9 protein-coding genes are annotated in these 19,724 nt (G+C 46.1%); all 9 read right to left on the bottom strand.

Annotation, left to right across the window (positions count from 1 at the left end; translation table 11 throughout):
• Window positions 1-20: 20 nt before the first annotated feature.
• The 9 genes from L6475_RS04015 to L6475_RS03975 all read right to left on the bottom strand — a co-directional run bounded on the left by L6475_RS04015 (window position 21) and on the right by L6475_RS03975 (window position 19,618).
• Window positions 21-1,748, bottom strand: coding sequence for a class I mannose-6-phosphate isomerase (locus L6475_RS04015; protein ID WP_237822729.1), 1,728 nt, complete (start codon window positions 1,746-1,748; stop codon window positions 21-23).
• Window positions 1,749-1,764: 16 nt separating this feature from the next.
• Window positions 1,765-5,367 (bottom strand): glycoside hydrolase family 38 C-terminal domain-containing protein, encoded by a 3,603-nt coding sequence (locus L6475_RS04010; protein ID WP_237824001.1) that lies wholly within the window; start codon window positions 5,365-5,367, stop codon window positions 1,765-1,767.
• Window positions 5,368-5,408: 41 nt separating this feature from the next.
• Entirely contained in the window at window positions 5,409-7,352 is a 1,944-nt protein-coding gene (locus L6475_RS04005) for a glycoside hydrolase family 97 protein (protein ID WP_237822727.1), read from the bottom strand.
• A gap of 2 nt (window positions 7,353-7,354) precedes the next feature.
• Window positions 7,355-10,423: a C10 family peptidase gene (locus tag L6475_RS04000; protein ID WP_237822725.1), complete on the bottom strand. Its 3,069-nt coding sequence runs from the start codon at window positions 10,421-10,423 to the stop codon at window positions 7,355-7,357.
• 17 nt (window positions 10,424-10,440) lie between these two features.
• Window positions 10,441-11,709: a hypothetical protein gene (locus L6475_RS03995; protein ID WP_237822723.1), complete on the bottom strand. Its 1,269-nt coding sequence runs from the start codon at window positions 11,707-11,709 to the stop codon at window positions 10,441-10,443.
• 124 nt (window positions 11,710-11,833) lie between these two features.
• Window positions 11,834-12,748 (bottom strand): SusF/SusE family outer membrane protein, encoded by a 915-nt coding sequence (locus tag L6475_RS03990; protein ID WP_237822722.1) that lies wholly within the window; start codon window positions 12,746-12,748, stop codon window positions 11,834-11,836.
• 4 nt (window positions 12,749-12,752) lie between these two features.
• The gene (locus tag L6475_RS03985; RefSeq protein ID WP_237822720.1) at window positions 12,753-15,173 is read right to left on the bottom strand and encodes a glycoside hydrolase family 31 protein; all 2,421 of its coding nucleotides are present in this window, start codon (window positions 15,171-15,173) and stop codon (window positions 12,753-12,755) included.
• 365 nt (window positions 15,174-15,538) lie between these two features.
• Window positions 15,539-15,712, bottom strand: a complete 174-nt coding sequence (locus tag L6475_RS03980; RefSeq protein WP_237822718.1) for a hypothetical protein — start codon at window positions 15,710-15,712, stop codon at window positions 15,539-15,541.
• Window positions 15,713-15,745: 33 nt separating this feature from the next.
• A complete protein-coding gene (locus L6475_RS03975) occupies window positions 15,746-19,618 on the bottom strand; it encodes a hypothetical protein (RefSeq protein ID WP_237822716.1) in 3,873 nt (1,290 codons plus the stop codon).
• Window positions 19,619-19,724: the final 106 nt, after the last annotated feature.

Here is a 19,724-nt window from a genome sequence, read left to right as displayed (position 1 = left end):
TGATTTTTATGTACTTATTTCTATCTTACAATTGCCTTGATGGTCATGCAGGCCTTACCTGCAGAAATCCCGCTCGGAGTTATTGTATATGCACCAACAGCGGCAGGTACGATGAATGTTTCAGCATAGTGCACGATAAAAGGTTCAAAGGCTCCAGTAGGACTTTCCACCGAGACCTCTTCACCTTCACAGAGGTTCAACACATTCACTCCACCTTGGGTGTCGTGTTCAACAGTTTTAGAGAATGTATGCCTACGAGTTTCTATAAACTCATTGGCATGCAATCCGGTACGTTCTTCCTGAATGCCCTCCTCTTGACTCAACACTTCAAAATGGTTATACAGTTGCTCCATCACAAAAGGAGTAGTACGTTCCCACTGAATAACATCCTTACCTCTCTCCACATTGATCGGACGTGGTTTTCCATCCAAGCCTAAGCGATTCCAGTCCCACAACTTGAATGTAAAGATATTGGGGGTAGAACTAATTTCCAGTACCATACTGTTTTGTCCTGAACAATGGATCGTTCCATTGGGAATCAGATAGTGATCATGCTTGCGAGCATGAAACTTATTGACATATTTTTCTGCGGGGAAAGATATTTCTCCTCGCTGAGCCGCCCTTAAATCCTCTATCATCTGTACGGAGTCAATCCCTTCTTTCAGGCCTAAATAGACCACAGCATCATCAGCCGCATCCAGCAGATAATAGCTTTCATCCTGTGTATAAGCCAATCCGAATTCACGATGAGCAAATTCATTCGTGGGATGCACCTGCAGACTAAGGTTACCTCCTCCCATCGTATCAAGGAAATCAAAACGAATGGGGAAACTTCGGCCAAAGCGCGACCATACTCGTTCACCCAACAAAGACTTTGACTGCCATAAAACGAGGTCCTGTGACGGGAACTCAAGAGTTGCATTTTCCGTCTGCAGCAACAAGCTATTCTCTTCAGGCACACAGTCAAAGCACCATCCATAGTTCTGTTCCTCACGGTTCAAGTCGCACACCTCTTTCATCCACTGACCGCCCCAAGGAGCCGGATCAAAGAAAGGAACCACACGAAATGGACGAGCCACCGTCTGCTTTAATCCTTCCGTCAGTTGACTGTGCGTAATCAGTTTCGGTTGTTTTCGGTCGTTGTGGTCCAGCCAAAAGCGGATACGTCCTGAATAAAACAGTTCATCCTTATGGGCATCACAGATATTCCAATCGTTGAAATAGCCACGTTTATATTGAAGCGATGGAGCTTCCTCATGCCGGTCTATTCCCAGCGCTTTCACCTCGTGGCGACGGAAACGTTGTTGGATTTCCCAACGGGCCAGGTCGGCATAAACTACTGGCACATCACTTGAAGTCACATAACCAGCGCCTGTACCTATTATTATATATTGGCCACCCTCGCTGATACGTTGATGCAACTTTTCGATTTTTTCTTTATCAAAATACTCGCTAAGTCGGATATTTGAGATATAGCCGAACAGCACATCGTCAGTCAGAAACCGTTTTGTCAGTTCTTCGATCTCATTCTCTGGACGCATCAGCGTACGGACGTCCACCAATTGTCTGCCCGTTTTCTGAAAAGCATCAAAGAAATCGGTTTCATAACTTCCCACATACAGGTCAATCGCCCATACAGGCTCTGAACTGAACGAAGAGGATAATGCGTCAACTATATTGTTCCACCCAACAACGGCTGTCCCACTGACAGCCGTTGATGGATACTTATCGTAATTAGATTTACGCATTTCTTAAAAACTATTTTTAATATACGCCAAGTTCATAGATTCGAGTTACGCCTCCTACAGACTGTGAAGGACTGATAACCATCAGTCGGATATAGCGAACCTCTACGGGAGCGAATCCACGGTTCACCACATTATCACGATTGCCATCCAACAAGTCCAGAGTCTTCCACTCTTCTGAATCACTATTTCGTCCTTGCAGCAGACAGGTGCGTGTCACGTAACTGTGGTCTTCGCAGGCAGCGTTTACCATATTCCAACGACTCACCTTTGTAGGTTCGCCAAGATCAAATACTACATAGTTAGGAGCAGCAGACACGTCGCACCATTTTGTTTCCTCGTTATCATCCACCAGGTTTTTAGCACGCTCATCCGCATTGCACTCGCCAGAAACAGAAAGAACAGTAGCATTCTTCAGCAAGTTAGGCAGTTCTTCTTTCAGCAGGATTTCACCTGTCTGTTGATCCTCTTTCAAAGAACTCTTGAACAATGGAGCAGCAGGAACCAGATCGGCCTCATCATTAGCAAATGTGGCTGCAAAGACCACAACATGCTCATCATAAGGCATCACCACTTCTTTCACGCCTTTTGGAATATCAAGACGGACCTTATACATATAAGTATATTCGTAAGGCTCATCACCGTTTGATGAGTGACGGTGTGTACCCACATATGCTACATTAGCCTGTTTTAAGAAGCCTTTCGTATGACCGTCGTGTCCCCACTGTCCGATGAAGCCAGTATAGAAAGGAACATTTACCGTCTGCTTGGCTGTAGCCTTTTCATCTTTGCTCTTTGTCACAAACTGGAATGTGGCCTGACGGTCATCCTTGTCACTGGCCACCAGTAGGTACAGGTGACGATAAGTCTTTTCTGCAGGGATAGCTATGGTCTGTCCTTTACAACTCATACCACTGGCAGCATCCTTTTCACCAAAGCGGAAAGGAATGTCATCGGCAGTAATGCCTTCATCGGGCAACAGCTCGGCAGCATAGCTAAAGCCACCTTCAAAGTTGGCTGCCTGACGGAATTCATTGTAACTAAAGCAATTGCGGTCATAAGCCAATTGTACAGGCTGTGCATCAACTACCGTCTTCCGTTCGCCACGCAATTTCACCTTAAAGGTCTTCACGCTGTAAGGTTTGATATCCACAGTAAGGGTATTCTTTTCATAGGAAGCAGCGCCAATGGTCTGTTCTGTTCCATCAGCCTCAGCAGCTTTAACAATCTCACCGGCAAAGGTAAGGTGTGCTTTCTGAGCCTGCTTACCACTGAGTTCATAGACGCGAACCACATATTCATCACCCACCTCAGCACTCTTCAATGCACGTACCATCACATTCTCATTGTCTGAACTCAGGAATGAGAACTGACGTCCTAAATTACCTCTATGCTTAGTGGCAAAGAATGTCTTCGGCTGACTGTTCAATACCGTTGACTGCTGATTGGCCTTAACCTCGTTCACCTGTCCCTTATGGCCAACAAGACTATAGGTAAACACATGATGTCCCTGATCTTGTTGAGATTGATATGTATAATTTGTGTTGGTATTCGGAGTATATAGCAGCGACAGGCGAATCGTATTGTCAGAAGGCTTATCCCAACCATAGCGAGAGTCATTCATCACAGTTACGCCATAGTCGCCGGAGCGGTCAGTCAGGTCTGTCCAACGGTGTGAATAGACCTCAAACATATTCTCCTGGTTATTACCACGCTTCACGCTGCCCAGACCGATGTCATAGGTAGCTTTTTCGTTGCTCACCGACAGGGGGAACTCAGCTTTCAGTAGTGCATTGCTGGAATGCCACTCCACCTCATTTTCGAAGTCCACACGTTCAGCCTGACCACCTTCATAGAGATGAATACGCTGAACGATGTCCGACTGTCCATAGCGTTTTTTCACCACAATAGTCTGACGGAGAGGGCCACGTTCTACCGTAACCTCTGCGCCGTCATGTACAGGAACAGGTTCCTTGTCAACCGTAGCTTTCACAATTTCCCAGGCAGGCCACTGGAAAGAAGGACAATGATCCAGTACCACCAGACGGATACTCTTTCCTTGAGCCACGAGTTCTTTCTGCGCACGCTTATCAAAGAGTGAAACGATGTCACCATATTGATCAACACGCACTCTATAGGCACTGTTCTCAATCTCTTTTTGAGAACCAGCCTTCACGTTTTTCAGCTTGCCAGCAGCTTTCATGCTATAGACAGCAAGACCAGTTGCCGGCACCTTTGCATCAAACAGCAGCACCTGCTTTCCGTTACGCTCTATCACTTGCGAGGCAACACGCTTTCCGTCAGGACCACTCACCTGGTAGTTCTGTCCCTTAGTAGCAAGTTCTACCTCGGCAACAGCCTCAACGGGGAAAGTCTCGTTGTTATATACCACTACAGGAGTTCCGCCCACGTTGGTATTCATCTTACTGGCAATGGCACTCACGCTATGGGTAAGAATATCCGAGAATTTCTCCAACGAGAGCAATTCGTCATTCCATGAGAACTCATAGGCACGTGGAATACTCGTACCAGTCAAGTCGTCATGGAACTGATGCCAGATTACACGCTGCCATGTTTCCGTCATCATTCTCTGTGGATATTTAGCCTGTCCCAACCAGTCGGCAATAACAGCCGAACGTTCTGCTGCATCACCAAGATGTTCATTCTGACGGTTATACAGTTTCATGGCGGCCTGTGAAGTATAACATCCGTTTCCATGCAGATCCATGGTCAGTTCGCCGTCAAACACCGGCAATTCAGGATGCTTGTCGAAAGGCAGGAAATCCTTATACATTTGATCGCTCGTGGCACTGATAATCTGTACCGGTCCATCTCCCTTGATACCTTTTTCCACGGCACGTACTGAAGGCAGGTTTGGCGAACCGCCTATATCGCCAGTGCCATAATAGCGATAGACCATATTGAGCGGACTCTCTTTTATCTCGCCAATCAGTTTTTCATTCTTCGACAGGTCGGCATCCGGCCAACGTTCCCCATAGCCAAAGCCATGAGTCATCATCACCCTACTGCCATCTATTCCCTGCCACAGTCCAACAGTGAAAGGATATTTCTTGTTATCCTCATAGAAAGGCTTTACTCTCCAAGCCAGTTTCTGCGACGAGAATCCTATCAGTCCACAATGGGCAGCCAGCGTTGGCAAGGTATAGCCAAAGCCGAAACAGTCTGGCAGGAAGATATCCGTACCCTCTTTCTGGAATTCTTGACGATAAAACACCTGTCCGAGTGTAACATTGCGAATCCAAGACTCGGGCGACCCGATAATCACCTCATTGGCATCCCAGCTACTGCCAGCAATATGCCAACGGCCGTTAGCCACGTATTTCTTGAGTTCTTCATACATCTCCGGATAGTACTCTTTCATCCAAGCATATTTCACTGCACCTTCAAAATTGAAGATATAGTGAGGATACTTCTTGAATAAAGAGAGGTTCTTCGTCAGGGTATTACGCACATGATCACGAATGGTGGTCTGTACATCCCAGTTCCATTGTGTGTCCAAATGGGCATCAGCCACCATATAGGCTTTCATGGTCTTTTCCTGGGCCATGGTTCCTAATGACAGCATACATGCCATTGCGACTACTGATAGTTTTTTTGTCATCATTACTACTATTTAATTTATTAGGGTTAATTCATACCGAATCATGGACGCGGAAAAATCACGCCACACCAACCGCCGTTACGGGCCAGACGAAGGGTTAACTTCTCGTTCGGAACCACTTTCTTCTGTCCGCGACGATAATCAACGGCAATACGGTGTGCATTCTTTCCATCCTCATAATAAGTCAATGCGCTTTCTTTGCTCAGGAAATCGAGCGATACTGTCAACTCTTGTGGATGATCTCCCGTCATGGCACCTATAAACCATGTATCACCTTTTCTCTTAGCCACCACATAATGGTCACCGGCTTTAGCGCTGAGCACCCGTGTCTCATCCCAGGTAGTAGGAACCGATGCGATGAACTTTGTACACTCATCTTCACGCATGTAGCGAGTGGGGCTGTCGGCTAACATCTGGAGAGCGCTCTCAAAACAAACATAGAGTGCCATCTGGAAGGCACGTGTTCCTTCGCCCATTGGCAATGAATTCGTTCCACGGAGATCTTCCGGTTGTGCTGATTCCATCGAGCCAGGGGTAAAGTCCATACCACCCAAGGCATTACGCATGAACGGATAATATACAGAATTCTTAGGAGTACAGTTTCCGCCCTGTTCCATACCCAGTACGCCTTCATAGGTAATCAGGTTCGGATATCGGATTTCCAATCCAGCCGGTTTGAACGAGCCGTGAAAATCGACCATCAGCTTGTACTTAGCACATTCTTTAGCCACACGCTCATAGAAGTTCACCATCCACTGATCGCTATGGTCCATGAAGTCTATCTTCAAGCCCTTCACGCCCATTTCGGCATAGTGCTTAATCACATCGAAGTTATTCTCAACAGCCAACCAGGTCATCCACAATATCACACCTACGTTCTTCTTTTTGCCATACTCCACCAGCTCCTTCACGTCAATCTCATCAATAATCTCGAAAGGACGGTTCACATCCTTATTCCATCCCTCATCAAGAAGAATGTAGTCCAGACCATATTGTGCAGCGAAGTCAATAAAATACTTATAGGTACGATTGTTGATACCCGTTTCAAAGTCCACATTCCAGATGGTCCAGTGGTTCCACCAGTCCCAGCTCACCTTACCGGGCTTTATCCATGAGGTATCGTCCAGTTCGCAGGTTCCTCCCAACACACGTTCCATCTCATTCAATGCGATATCAGCGTCATTGCCGATAACGCCGAAACGCCAAGGCAGAGTACGGCTGCCGTCGGTACGTGCTATATAGGGAGCCTCTTTTGTAATACCGAAGCCACGGTCACCCACCATTTTCCAGTCTAATGGCGATTTGGGGAAAATGGAAGTCATTCCATTCTTTCCTGTTCCTTTTACGAACATGTGAGGATAGTCACGTACATCGCTTTCGGAAAGCAGCACCTTTGTTCCTTTCTTCGACTCCAGCAGGATAGGCAGATAACTCATCTCGTCGTTTTCCCCATACTGAGTGGTGGCCACATGCGTATAAGGATTCTCGTACGAAGTCCAGAAGTCGCGTGTCTTTGAAATATGAGCAGTAAACGACTCTGGGAAATTCAGCGTCATCTCCTCGTTCATCACTTCGACCTTTCCTTTCTGTTCCAAAAGGAAACGATAGGCATAACCATTGTCATAGGCTCGGAATTCCAGTCCGTATTTGCCAGCAAACTTCAAGGTCAGCACATTGGCCTTATTCACGGTCACAGCCTGTTTCAGAGGCACAACGTTCTGAATAGTCTCATCAATTACCGAACGTTTCTTACTGCGCAGTTTCGGGTTCTGTCCCAATGTCTGATTACCTACTTGGGCGTTGATTGCACAGTCTTTCAACAGCAACTCATCTTCCTTCAGCACATTGAAACGGATATCGCTGTCAATTGTTATTTCTACGCTCACCTTACCATTGGGTGATGTTATGCGTTCGGTGGTTGATGCAGCCTGAACCAGAGTTCCCATACAAAGGAACAAAAATAGAATGCTATATATTTTCTTCATTATTACTTAACAATTTTCTTACCATTCATAATATAAAGACCTCTCTTCGGATTCTTCACCTGATGGCCCTGCAGGTCGTAAACGATACCGTTCTCCATCTGATTGTGCTTCACCATTTCGATACCGTCAATATCCCCGCCACCAATTTCTATTTTCTCTACATTCTCAGGTGCGAGGAAATAAGCGCGGAAAGGAGTCAGGCGCAACGAGCTGACAGGTTCGAATGCCGTAGCATCATCGTTCATTTTCAGCACCTTGGTCAAAGAAGTAAACAACGTGTTGCCACAGAACCAGAAGTCATCAACTCCAATCTTGATTGGAGCTGCCGTGGTTGATGCTATCAGTACATCCGATGCCTTGAGTTGCTGCTGTCCGCCGTCTTTCACCTTTATCAGATAAGGAACGTTACGTTCCATCTCCTCAACAGCGGTAAACACTGCGGTATCGTCACTCTCCAGTGCTGAGAACGATTTCACAACAGTATTCTCAGGCAACTGCTGTGGAGCAAACGGCAAGGCTATCGTCTCCCATGAGTCCTTTGCAAACGTACGGATATAGTTCACTTCACCTGCAGTAAATGCCACTGGTGAGAAGAAATTCGCCGAGTCCTTCATGGTGATATGTTCAGCCTTGCTGCCTTTCACCACGTTACATTCTTCCAGTCCTTCAGGAATCTGGTCGTTGACGCCAAAGATATAGAGAGTATTCTTGTTTGAGTTCGGACGAACCGTCTTTATGGTATTTGTCAGTCCCGTCATATCGATAGCCACAGCACCAGAAGGAGTAGTTACTGTAGCCGATGCGCCCATCCCCATCAAGGTTTGGTTTGACTGCCAGTAAACGATGCCGGCCTGTGTACGTCCCATATCTTTCAATCCGCCATTATTAATCTCTCCACCTTGTCCGTAGCTGAAATTTACTGCGTATGTAGCATTCAGTTCAAGGTTTTCGAAATTGTAGGTAGCCTTTCCTGTTTTATTCGGCTCTACGCTGATAGAAACCGTTGCGCTCTTATCGCTCCAATAGTAGCCGCCATTCAGTTTCCAGATAGTCAGCTTCAATGTTCCGTTATAAGGTTCAGTGCCTTGGTTCTGCACAGTTACGACACCTTGCATACGGTTGCCATAGATCATATTGTTTGACTTGTTAGTCACGGTATGACTCAGATAGCGCAGGTTCTGGTTCGGAGCCACGCCTGTCTCTGTTACCTCCAGGGTTCCCTGTCCTACCACATTATCACCTCTGTTATCAGTAGCCAGCCATATATTCCAGGTGCCATTCTGTTCTGGTTTGAACACCAGTCCTATTGTTTCCTCAGACCCTGGTCTCACCGCAATAGCTGTACGGCAGATAGCCGAGCCTTTGTCATTGGTCTGACTTGCAAACAGATGTATTTCCTTGAAAAATTCGTCTTCACCGTTATTGTGGAAGGTGGCTGAAACAGTCTGGTTGTCTCCACGCTTATGATTACCGGGGAAGCTGATAGTAGTCATTTCTATATTATCTGTGGGACGGATTTCCATCTTCACTACCTGTCCGGCTTCATTCACTTCAGTATAAATATAGTTCAGATCAGGACATACGTCAGTATTCCATTTGGCGTCAGTCGAGCGTTTGCTGATAGGTACAATCCTATAGACACCCTTTGACAGTCCGCGAACGGCAAACTCCATTCCCACATAGTAGTTGGGACTGATTTGCGATGTGCTATAGTTGCCCACCACTTTCAGTTCGCCATTCTCATCTTTATAGCCGATACCGTAGTTCCAGGAAGCCGATATACCCGACCAGTTCACGTAGTTGGCAAAGAATCTGTCAGTACCACGTATCTGCCAGTCGTTAGCACTCAGTTTATATCTTGAAGGAGGCGTATCTTTCACTCCGTCAGGGCGCTTCATACCGATAATACAGTCCTGTCCCATGTTATATCCGCCAGGAGTCTGACTGGCACCGATACCACTGGTATTGTCTGGATCGAGAATATCAATACGGAAATAGCCATTGGCCATTCCTCCCCATCCCCAGTTCACATGGTACAATCCCGACACATCATAGCCGTCAAGTACAAAAGCATGACCGCCGCCAGAGTTCTGACCGCCAAAAGGTACAGGATGTCCCGTTGCTATCTCATTATACACGAGGTCAGTCCAACCTTGCAGCGTATAGTTACCACGTTTCTCCACATGGGTACCGTCATCGAAATCGAAATAGTTAATCAGTCCGTCAACGCCTTCTGAATAGCCAGATGCCGAAGAGGCGCCATAACTCATCTTGCAGTCAACGCCCACCCAGTACATCAGCTGGGCAATAGCCGTTTTCTGTGCCTCTGTCTCTGAACCGTAATAGTTATTCAGGATGTTGTCCCAGTCAATCACCGAACCGGCAGGAATGCTATTGATACGTACCGACTTTTCACCCTGTGAGGTGCTGTATTTCTGAACATATCCGGGAATAGTGCGCTTCAGTTTCTCAGGCCAGCGGTAATAGCCAACTACCTGAGCCAATGCCGTAGCCACACAGCCTGTGGCACTAAGTCCGCCAAGGGTACCATCCTCATTGTAATAACGGGGGCAGAGCAAGTTATAGGGATCGCCCTGATTCCACAGCATGGGCAACAGTGGTTCAATATTGTGACGTGTGGGACGGCTGTACAGTTTCTGCTCATTAGCGGCGGCGGCTCTTTTGGCTGCATGAGCAGAAAAAACGCCATCCAACTGATCCATCTGCTCACGATAACATTGCAGCATCCAGCGCAGTCCGTCGGGAATTGTGTTTTCGTCGAACGAGCCTTGGTCCACATATCCCAAAACTGAGGCAGTACGGTCATCGCCCGAAACGATTACATATCCGCGATTATTCTCTGTATTAAACACATAATAGTAGTCATTCTCCTGTTCCGTGGCAGCCGCTCTTTTTGCTGCGCGGTGGAACGACTGTTCGGCCAGCACCTTGCCACGTTCAGTCACGAACTGAGCAGCCTGCTGACGCGCCTGCTGACGCGAAATCGGGTTTGCCGTCACACCCATTGTGAAGAGCAAAGCCAATGATGTAAGAATAGTCTTTTTAGTCATTTGATATTAGGTTTTTGTTATTTTATCAGGTATTTTCCTTGTCTTGTAATATAGAGTCCTTTCTCTGGACGACCATTCAACAGTCGGCCTTGAAGGTCATAGCAGACTGTTGCTTTATTTGTCGTGTTCTGAAGTTCGTTGATGCCCGCCTCTTCATCCACTTTCTCAATCAGAAATGAAGAGGCACGGTTTGACATCGTACCCAGACGTACCATCTCGGCATCGGTATATTCCTTTTGGAATCCTGTAAGATCGGCATTGACATAAGCCGTCAGCTTATAGCCTGGTTCCATTTTATATGAAGCAATGTCCTTATCGGTAATACCATAGCTTGCCAGTTCACCCATGCTGTAGCGTCCCTCCGGCAGTTGTACTGCATAGCCTTGAAAATTTGATTCGCTATAGAGCGTTACTACAGGATTTTCCACTTTATGCGAAGGGAACACCCGGTTCATGGCCGAAGCCCACTGATTCAGGTTCCAGGTCTCATCATTATATACCCAAACAAAACCGCCAACCACACCGTTATGGTCTCTCCAAGACTCCATCTGGTTGATCGACTCCTCCATTGTACTCTGGTAGTTGGTACGACCGGCATGAACAGGCAAATTACCCAGTTTCCAGTCACTAGGATTATTGTTTGCTCCACCGTCGTAGCACTGAATAAGTACGCGGTCGCATGCTCCTGAACGAGCTCTGTTCAGATTGTTCACCAGATTCTGCCAATATTGCTTATACGTATATGGTGCCACAGTCGTCTTATAGCCCAGGTCATACATCATAGTGTGGAATTTCACTGCCGATGTATAGTCATAGAGGTCTTCCTCATCATTGTTCACGGCATCAATTTCCGGGATAGCCTCTTTCAAAGCCTTGAAATTACGGTACAGAATAGAATTCTCGCCCGTTCCCTGTGCATCAATTAAGGCTTTGATGCGCCTATACGACTGGTTGCCCCATCCGCCAATGCATATTTCAATACGCTCAATACCTGTGGGCCATGTTTTCAGTGCCTTCACATCCTCCACATAGTGGGGCTGTTCGTTGGCAAACACATACTCGCCATCCTTACAGATGGTTTCTCCATCGGTTTTCAGCGTTCCGTCTTCCTGTACATCCACATTGAACAGGATCACATAAGTAAACCCGGAATTTTTCAGATTTGTAACTGTGTTTGGACGCGCTCTACGGATATGTCCACCCACATAAACACCACTTCCCGCCTGAGCCATCAGGTCGGAAGCAACACACAATGCCAGCAAAGCTGCAGCTATTAGATGTTTCATATTTATAGTTATAGTTGATTTCTGTGCAAAGTTAGAAAATAATAATAGGAGAAAATGATAATTTCTGGTCAGAAAATGACCGATATTATTCATATATCGTCATAATCTGACCAGAAATTATATTTTAATATCCTTTCAGCACTTTTTTTACAGTCCCATCGGCATTGCGCACAATGTTCAGTCCGCGCTGCAGTTTCTGTTGGCTACGGCCTTGCAAATCATAGACCGCCTTCACTTCGGTTCCTTTCTCAGCCGATTTTTCTACCTGTTCTATACCGGAAGTTTCCTCACGGTTCACCCCATTCAGCAATTCGGCATGGAAAGTCTCAGCAAACAGATCTACCGTAATCTTATACTTTCCGGGTGTCCTAATGAACCACTTCCTGTCGGGGCCTCCCAGACACACCTGAGTACTGTTCAGCGGGTCTTCATCGTCTGTATAGGGATGCAGTTCGCGTGGTCCCCAGGTCATCTGTCCTTCCAGCTTGAAGTGACCTGGTTCTATCACATTATCATAAATGCCTAATTCTCCTATCCATGTGAACACGTATGGATTCTCATGATCACGGACAAAGGGAAGCATATTGTCGCGTTTCCATTCGATATTATCCGAACCGCCTATGAAGGCACTGCCGGCAATGAGCACCTCATTCCAGGGCAGCATCACCTCGCCCGTAACGGTCTGACTGCTGGTATTCACTATGAAGCGGTAGGTATCTTCCTGAAACAGCACCTGCCATCCTGCCTTGGCAGAATCGGAGGTCAGCGAATACTTCAATCCGTAGTTGATGAGATAGGAGTCTGTGAGCTGAGGCATCAGATAACGGGTGGTACCTTGCTGGTATTCTTCCGTAGTTCTAATTTTCACTTCACCGGCATTCAGCGGACCTGAAAAGCGGAACTGTCCGTCAGGACGCTTCACCAACTGTTGTATTCCTCCTGGCACAGCGCTACCTGTTGCCCAGAGATTATCTTGTGCCATAAGTGGCTGTGCAGCCCAAGCAATGGCCGTCACATATATCAATAGTATCTTTTTCATGACTTTACTTCATTATTTTATGAGTTGTTACGGAACCATCGGCCCAGGTGCGGCGCACGATGTGAACACCGCGCTTACCATTCTCTTCGGTACGGCCTTGCAGGTCGTAGTGACTTTCATGCTTCAGTGTGTTGGCCTCAACATGCTCAACAGCCGTGGCCGAACGGTTCACCAGCACTTCAATCACCTGCTGACAAGAAGTCTTAGGCACATTGACAGTGACCATTTTCTTTATGTCGTCATATTTCCAGTCAGTCACCACCTGCCCGTTGATACATACCGACTGTGGCTTGTCCTCACCTAAGAACTGCACCTCATAGGAACGCTCGGTGGGCATACCCTCAAACTGTCCTTTGATGGCACCTATTTTCAGGGTAACAGTTGCCGAACGGCGTGCCTGACTGATGGTCGTTGTGGCATAGGCTCCCTCTTCATAGCCCTGTGTATCGCCTTCATCCTCATAGAGGTTTGTGCTTCCGCTTGCACCGGGCACCACTTTCAGTACCAACTGGTCGGGACGCTTTTTCAGGTTCATCAGATGCGGATTGCAGGGAATGACAGCTCCGGCCTTTATAAAATAAGGTATCTCTTCCTGGCCGTACCAGTCGGCCAGTGTCTGTTCGCCCTCTACCAATTGGTTACGGCACACGTCATACCACTGTCCTTTGGGCAACCAGGTCTTATGGAAAGCCTTATCGTCCATCTCGGCCTCAGTCACCACCGGCGAAACCAGGATATCATCGCCAAACATATACTCTCCTTCCTGACGATAGGCTTCATTCTCTTCGGGCCATTCATAGTAGAGCGGGCGACAGATGCTGATACCTGTGTCGTAGGCCTGACGCACCGCTGTATAGATATAGGGCATCAGCTCATAGCGCAGGTTAACAGCCTCGAGCATGGTGGGGAAGTTCTCGTATTTCCAGATGCGGCGCTCATTGCCCCATTGACTGGCACCGTGAGTACGGAAGATGGGCGAGAACACGCCAAACTGCAACCAGCGCAACATCAGTTGCGGGTTGGGATCACCAATCTGCAGGTGTCCGCCAATATCGTGTCCCCAATAACCGAAGCACACATTCGAAGCGGTAGCTGTGAAATAGGGCTGGAATGCCAATGAACCGTAAGTACCGTAGGTATCGCCAGAGAAACCGATGGGATAGCGGTGACTACCTAGTCCGCCCCAGCGATGGAAGATAAACGGACGACGGTCGGTACGGTTCTGCTTCATATCGTTGAAGAACACGTGGTTGCACCAGAATGTCTCACTCAGTCCTTCGATATAGGCACTTGTCAGATTCTGCTGCCAGTCCAGCCACCAGAAATCGACTCCCTGTTTTTCACGGTCGCGGATAATGTGTTTGAACATTGAGCGATAGAAAGTAGAGTCTTCCAACTGCCAGGGCACACGGTCGCCTGTGGCATGCATATCGGCCTTTATCTCGGCGAAATGATCCTCATAACTGGCCACGCCATCGGCAGGATGCAGGTTCAGACTCACTTTGATACCCTGCCCGTGCATCCACTTAATCAATGCTTCAGGATTGGGAATCAGGTCTTTGTTCCATGTCCAGCCCGTCCATCCGTCCAGATGCCAGTCCATGTCGAAGATCATCACATCGAGCGGAATATTGTTTCGCTTCATCTCGGTAGCCAGGTTCAGGAAGTCCTGCTGTGAGTAACGCTGATACTTACTGTACCAATAACCCAGCACATAGAGTGGAGGCATGGGCTGGCGACCTGCTATCTTGATATAATCGCCAATGGCCTTCTTGTAGTTATGGCCATAGCCCATGAAATACCAGTCGTAGGCATTCTTATCTACAGGCTGAGCCACCCAGTCGATACCATCTACCACCTTGTCGAAAGCAAAGGTTGTTGAGCCGTCGCCACGTTTGGTCTTTGGCGACTCGTCGATGATGGCCCATCCGCCACGTGATATAATGCCATTTTCCAAATCGGGGCGCTGGTTGTCACCGCTTCCGGTATCCAGTGTGCGTTTAGTGCCTTTCAGGTTCATGGCATCTTCCTTTCCGGGATACCACACCACCTCATGATCGTTCACCTTCATAGTGATGCTCAGCGCTGAGGGTGTTTTCAGCTGCGGATTGATAGACGCTCCCACCTTATAGCGCAGTTTCAGGGCTGCAGTCTCAATATACAGATAGCCGCCTTCCTCTTTGGTGGTAAAAGCAGGAACGGGAAGTCGGCGGTTAACGACTGCAAAGGTTGCACGATCCTCAAACTTCGAGGTTGAACTGTACTGAATACGAATCATTTCAGGGGTGAGTACCGTAAATCGGACCTTTCCTGAAACGATAACAGCCGCAGGGTCAGCCTGCGGATTCATGGTGTCAGCTGCAAGTGCTGTTTCCATACAACAGCACGACAGCCAAGCCATCAGTAATGAAATAATTTTCTTCATGTTTATAAGTTAGTGATATTCTGCTGCAAAATTACTCATTTTTCTCCTATACCTATTATATAATAATAAATGTATTACGATATTTATACTATCAAAATAATATACTTATTGACTATCAACCACTTAGCCATCTCGTCAATCACCCGTTTGTATAACAGAAGTATGTATATCAAAAATACAATCAGGGCAGCATCCGTGTGCTGCCCTGACTGTACAAAAAGAGATATGTTCCGACTGGTAGCTGCATCACGCAGCCTTCAGTATTTCATTTTACAGAATGGTAAAACATTCTTACTAACAACTACAAAATAACTAACAAATCTATCAAAACTATATATAAAAACTACAACTAACTAATCGTCATATCAGTCATCCCATACATCGAAGGGACGAGCATCACCTTGGTTCGGTTCAACTTCATCGCCGCCTTTTTCGATGCCTGTTTCACCTCCTACACTAACAATAGAGGCGGTCATTATGTCAGCTAAATCCAGGGTATCTTCAAAAGACAGTGCTGGAGAAATATATTTCTTTTTCATAACTTCAAACTATTAAAGATAAACATTCATTATTTACTTCACCACCATTTTACGACCGTCGCGAATGTAGAGGCCCTTTCTCATCTGAGCTTTATCCACACGCTGACCGTTCAGGTTGTAATAGTCTTTTGTATCAACCTTCTTAGCATTTACAATACCAGTAGTCTGTCCTTCGCCATCGATAAAGAACGAAGCGATACGGGCATTTGAACCATCCTTGGTCTTGATATAAGCACGGGTAGCAGAAATGGTAGAACCATTACCCAATGACTTGAAGATCTTATTATCGCTCAGGTAGTAGTCGTTTTCAGCAACCACAGTCTCCTTGTTGTAAGAACCTACGAAGTCGAAGTTTGCGTTTCCAGCTACGATAGCATCACCAGCCTTAACAGTACGTCCAGTGAAGCTGAACACGCCACTATTGGCACTCTTCAGCATTACAGGCACATTTGCTGTGATTTCAGGAGTAGCCATAGAACTGAAGGTCACAATAGAGTTCTCAGCATTCTGAGCATCAGCAGTTTCACTATATTCAGCCACTTCTACACCATCACCGAAGGCAGCCTTCAGCTCATCAGTGCTCAAATCGAAGGGAACCACGAAGGTGTTCCACTTATCAGCTTTCAGTGTGCGATAGAGTTTCACGTCGAAGTTACCTTCCACAATTCTATTGGTGCAGTCCTCACGCATAGCAATCTGATTACCATAGAGTACAGGATGATCATCACCCATACGCCAAACGCTACCATCAACACCGCCTTCGTTGTAAGCAAGCAAGCCAGCAAACATTGTAGTCATAGAAGACTCGTCCACCACAGTGATTTTACGTCCATCAATAAAGGCTGCGCCCCATGTACCATTATTTTGTCCCCAATCACCAGTACCGTAATCGTAGCAATGATTAATAGCTTGACTCCATCCTCGTCCGAACTGATTTCCCTCTTGGAAACCATAGCCATTATCGGGTGATACTATACTATAGCAGTTTGTCAACACAGCCTTTGGCATCCATCCCGAGAAGCTACCTCCATCATTTGAGCTATGAATTTCGCCAACATTATAGCAATTTGTGAGGTTTGGAATTACATCATCATCGTATTTACAACCCACGAAGCCTGCTCCATTAGCTCCTGTCGCTGTTACCAAGCCTTCATTTCCACAATTGCGAATATACAGGTCACCACTAGTACCACGTACAGCTCCAATAAAGGCTGCAACTGCACTCTGTCCCTTAAACTCGCAAGAACTTGCTATAGTCAGATTAGAAATAATAGCACCAACTGTAGCTGTATTCACGAGTCCAACGCCATTGCGATCAAAGTCCATCTTCAGATTAGAAATAATATGACGCTGGCCATCAATCTCACCCTTAAAGCGATTTGCCTCTGAATCGTTAGAACCAAAGCCATCAAACTTCTCACCAGCCATATCAATATTATTCAACAGTTTAACTTTGATACCTGCATTTGCTGACTCCTGAGAGACAGCAGCAGTCCAACGAAGTTGACGGGCGGTAGAAACTTGATAATAGCCTTCAGAAGGTGTCATGAAAGAAAGATCTAACTCGTCGCAAACAACACTACTACCATTCACATTATCGCAGAAGCCATTAACAAAATGGTGCTCATCACGATTTGAGCCTTCAATATTTGAATAAGATTCGCTACCTTTTGAACTTCCATCACAATAGAGGTCACCATTCTTATAAACTATAGCAGTGCCCCAAGGCAGAGGATAATCATCGGCTTCAGCACCAAGATTCTGATACCAAGCCACGTCTGTACTCTTGCTACCATTCAACAGATATGCCAGTTTGCCACTTGCTAAGTCTGCAGCTGCAAAAGATGTTCCTTGATCACCTGGCATTCCAGCAAGCTGATAGTTGTTGTTTCTAATAATATCCGTTTTGCGAATCAAGTAGTTTGTACCATCAATACCTGTAACAGTTCCAGTACTATAACAGTTTTTTAACTCAGACGAACCTGCACCCATCCATCCGCAAATGGCAGCACTTTCATTTCCACCGATAATATTTCCAAGATTATAACAATTCAAAATCTTAACAATATTACCAGAACAGCCAACGATACCTGCGGCATTGGCACCACCACCTGTTACAGCACCTTCATTGCCACAGTTTTGGACAATCACGTTATCACTCCAAATACGACCTACAACACCTCCAGTAAAACTGCCAGTTCCGTTTACAGAACCTGTATTACGACAATTGCTGACTGTTATAGCTTTATTGAGGGAAGCGACAATTCCTCCTATTTCCCCACCGGTTCCAGTGATAGTTCCTTCATTAGTACAATTAGTCACTTCCGTATCCGTACCATCGCCCCAGACACGTGCCAAAATACCCGCAGCAGAATTGGAGTTGCTCTTAACAGCACCCTTATTTACACAATTCTGGATAAACACTTTTCTTTCAGCAGTTGCCACAATACCTGCAGCTTGACTACCTGATGATTCCACATATGCCTCATTCACACAATTTCTGATGATAGCACCATGTCCCCAGACATGTCCAAGAATGCCTGCGACATGCTCCTTTCCTTTTATAGAGCACGATGCATCCATTATCACATTTTCAATCACAGCTGTTCCAACAACCTGTCCGAAAAGAGCCTGGTTATCATAGGCGCCAAGATTATTTACAACAAGATTTTGGATACGGAAGTTCTGTCCATCAAAATGTCCGGCGAAGTCTTTACCATCTTGTCCAATAGGAGTCCACGACTTATCAGTCATATCTATATTCTTAGTGAGAACAGCATTGGCAGTACCATTACCACTGTTAACAATCTCAGCAAAGCGAATAAGCGCGTCTGCGCAACCAATCTGATATACACCTGCTACTAATTGTAAGTCATGACAAAAAGAACAGATTCCATCAACATAATCATGAGGATCTATTGTACTGCCATCTACATTGGAGAAAGTCAGTTCAGAGCCTGGCTTTGGTGTTATGCCATCACATCTTAGTTCTCCATTAGCATAGACAACGGCTGTTCCAATAGGCAAAGGAATATTATCGACACCTATTGTCTGAAACCATCCAACATTAGTACTCGTTTTGCCATTCAGAATATAGCACAGCTCACCGCTCTCTGCCTGTTCGGTTGTAGCAGCCGTAGCACCTTTGTCGTTACGCATCCCATCAATGCTGCCAATGTAATAGCAGTTTACAACATTACCGTTGTTGCGGCAGATAATGTCATTGTTGCTACCAGTCTTCACATTGAAGCCAGCAGCATTGACAAGACAATTACGAATGATGTTGTTGCTATTGTTGTTGTTTGTCCAACCAACAATACCGCCACATCCTTCGCGATTGGGGGCATTGATTTCACCTAAAAAGGCACAGTTCTCAATAGTATTTGCGCCATTCACATCCTCAAAGCTACCGCAGATACCACCATGAGTAGCATCACCACCCTGATCGTCGGTGATAACAACATAGCTTATACAATTTTGAATTGTGGTACCATTCTGCCACAATCCACCGACCAATCCAGATGCAAGTTTCGAAGTAGTGGTGATGGTTCCCTCTACAATCAGGTTCTTAATGGTAGCGCCATTAATACGACGGAAAGGTGCAACACGCTCTTCGTTCAGATTGTAGCTGATAGTCAGTTTGTGTCCCTTACCGTCAAACACGCCACGATAGGGCTTACCACCTCCGTTGATACCAACCATGGCATTGCCTTCAACAGTAACATCGGCAGTAAGTTCAGCATTGAGATTTTGGTTCGCACCTTCATTGTGCAAAGTACAGAACTCAGACCAATCTTGAGCCGAACCAATCTTATAAACACCATCAACGGGTTCAATGGCCCACGCACTTCCTACTGCTAGACTTAGCAAGGCAGTAAGAAAAAAAGTTTTTAGATTCTGCTTCATAATTAATAGTTGTAATAAATTTTGGTTTAAGCTTAGTTATATTATTTTCTCCTGCAAATTTAAAGAGTATTATTCATACGCGCACATAAATAAATAATTGTATAAT

Origin of the sequence: Prevotella sp. E9-3, from assembly GCF_022024015.1 — a bacterium.
Classification (GTDB): Bacteria; Bacteroidota; Bacteroidia; order Bacteroidales; family Bacteroidaceae; genus Prevotella.
This window is presented reverse-complemented; position numbering and strand designations above follow the sequence as displayed.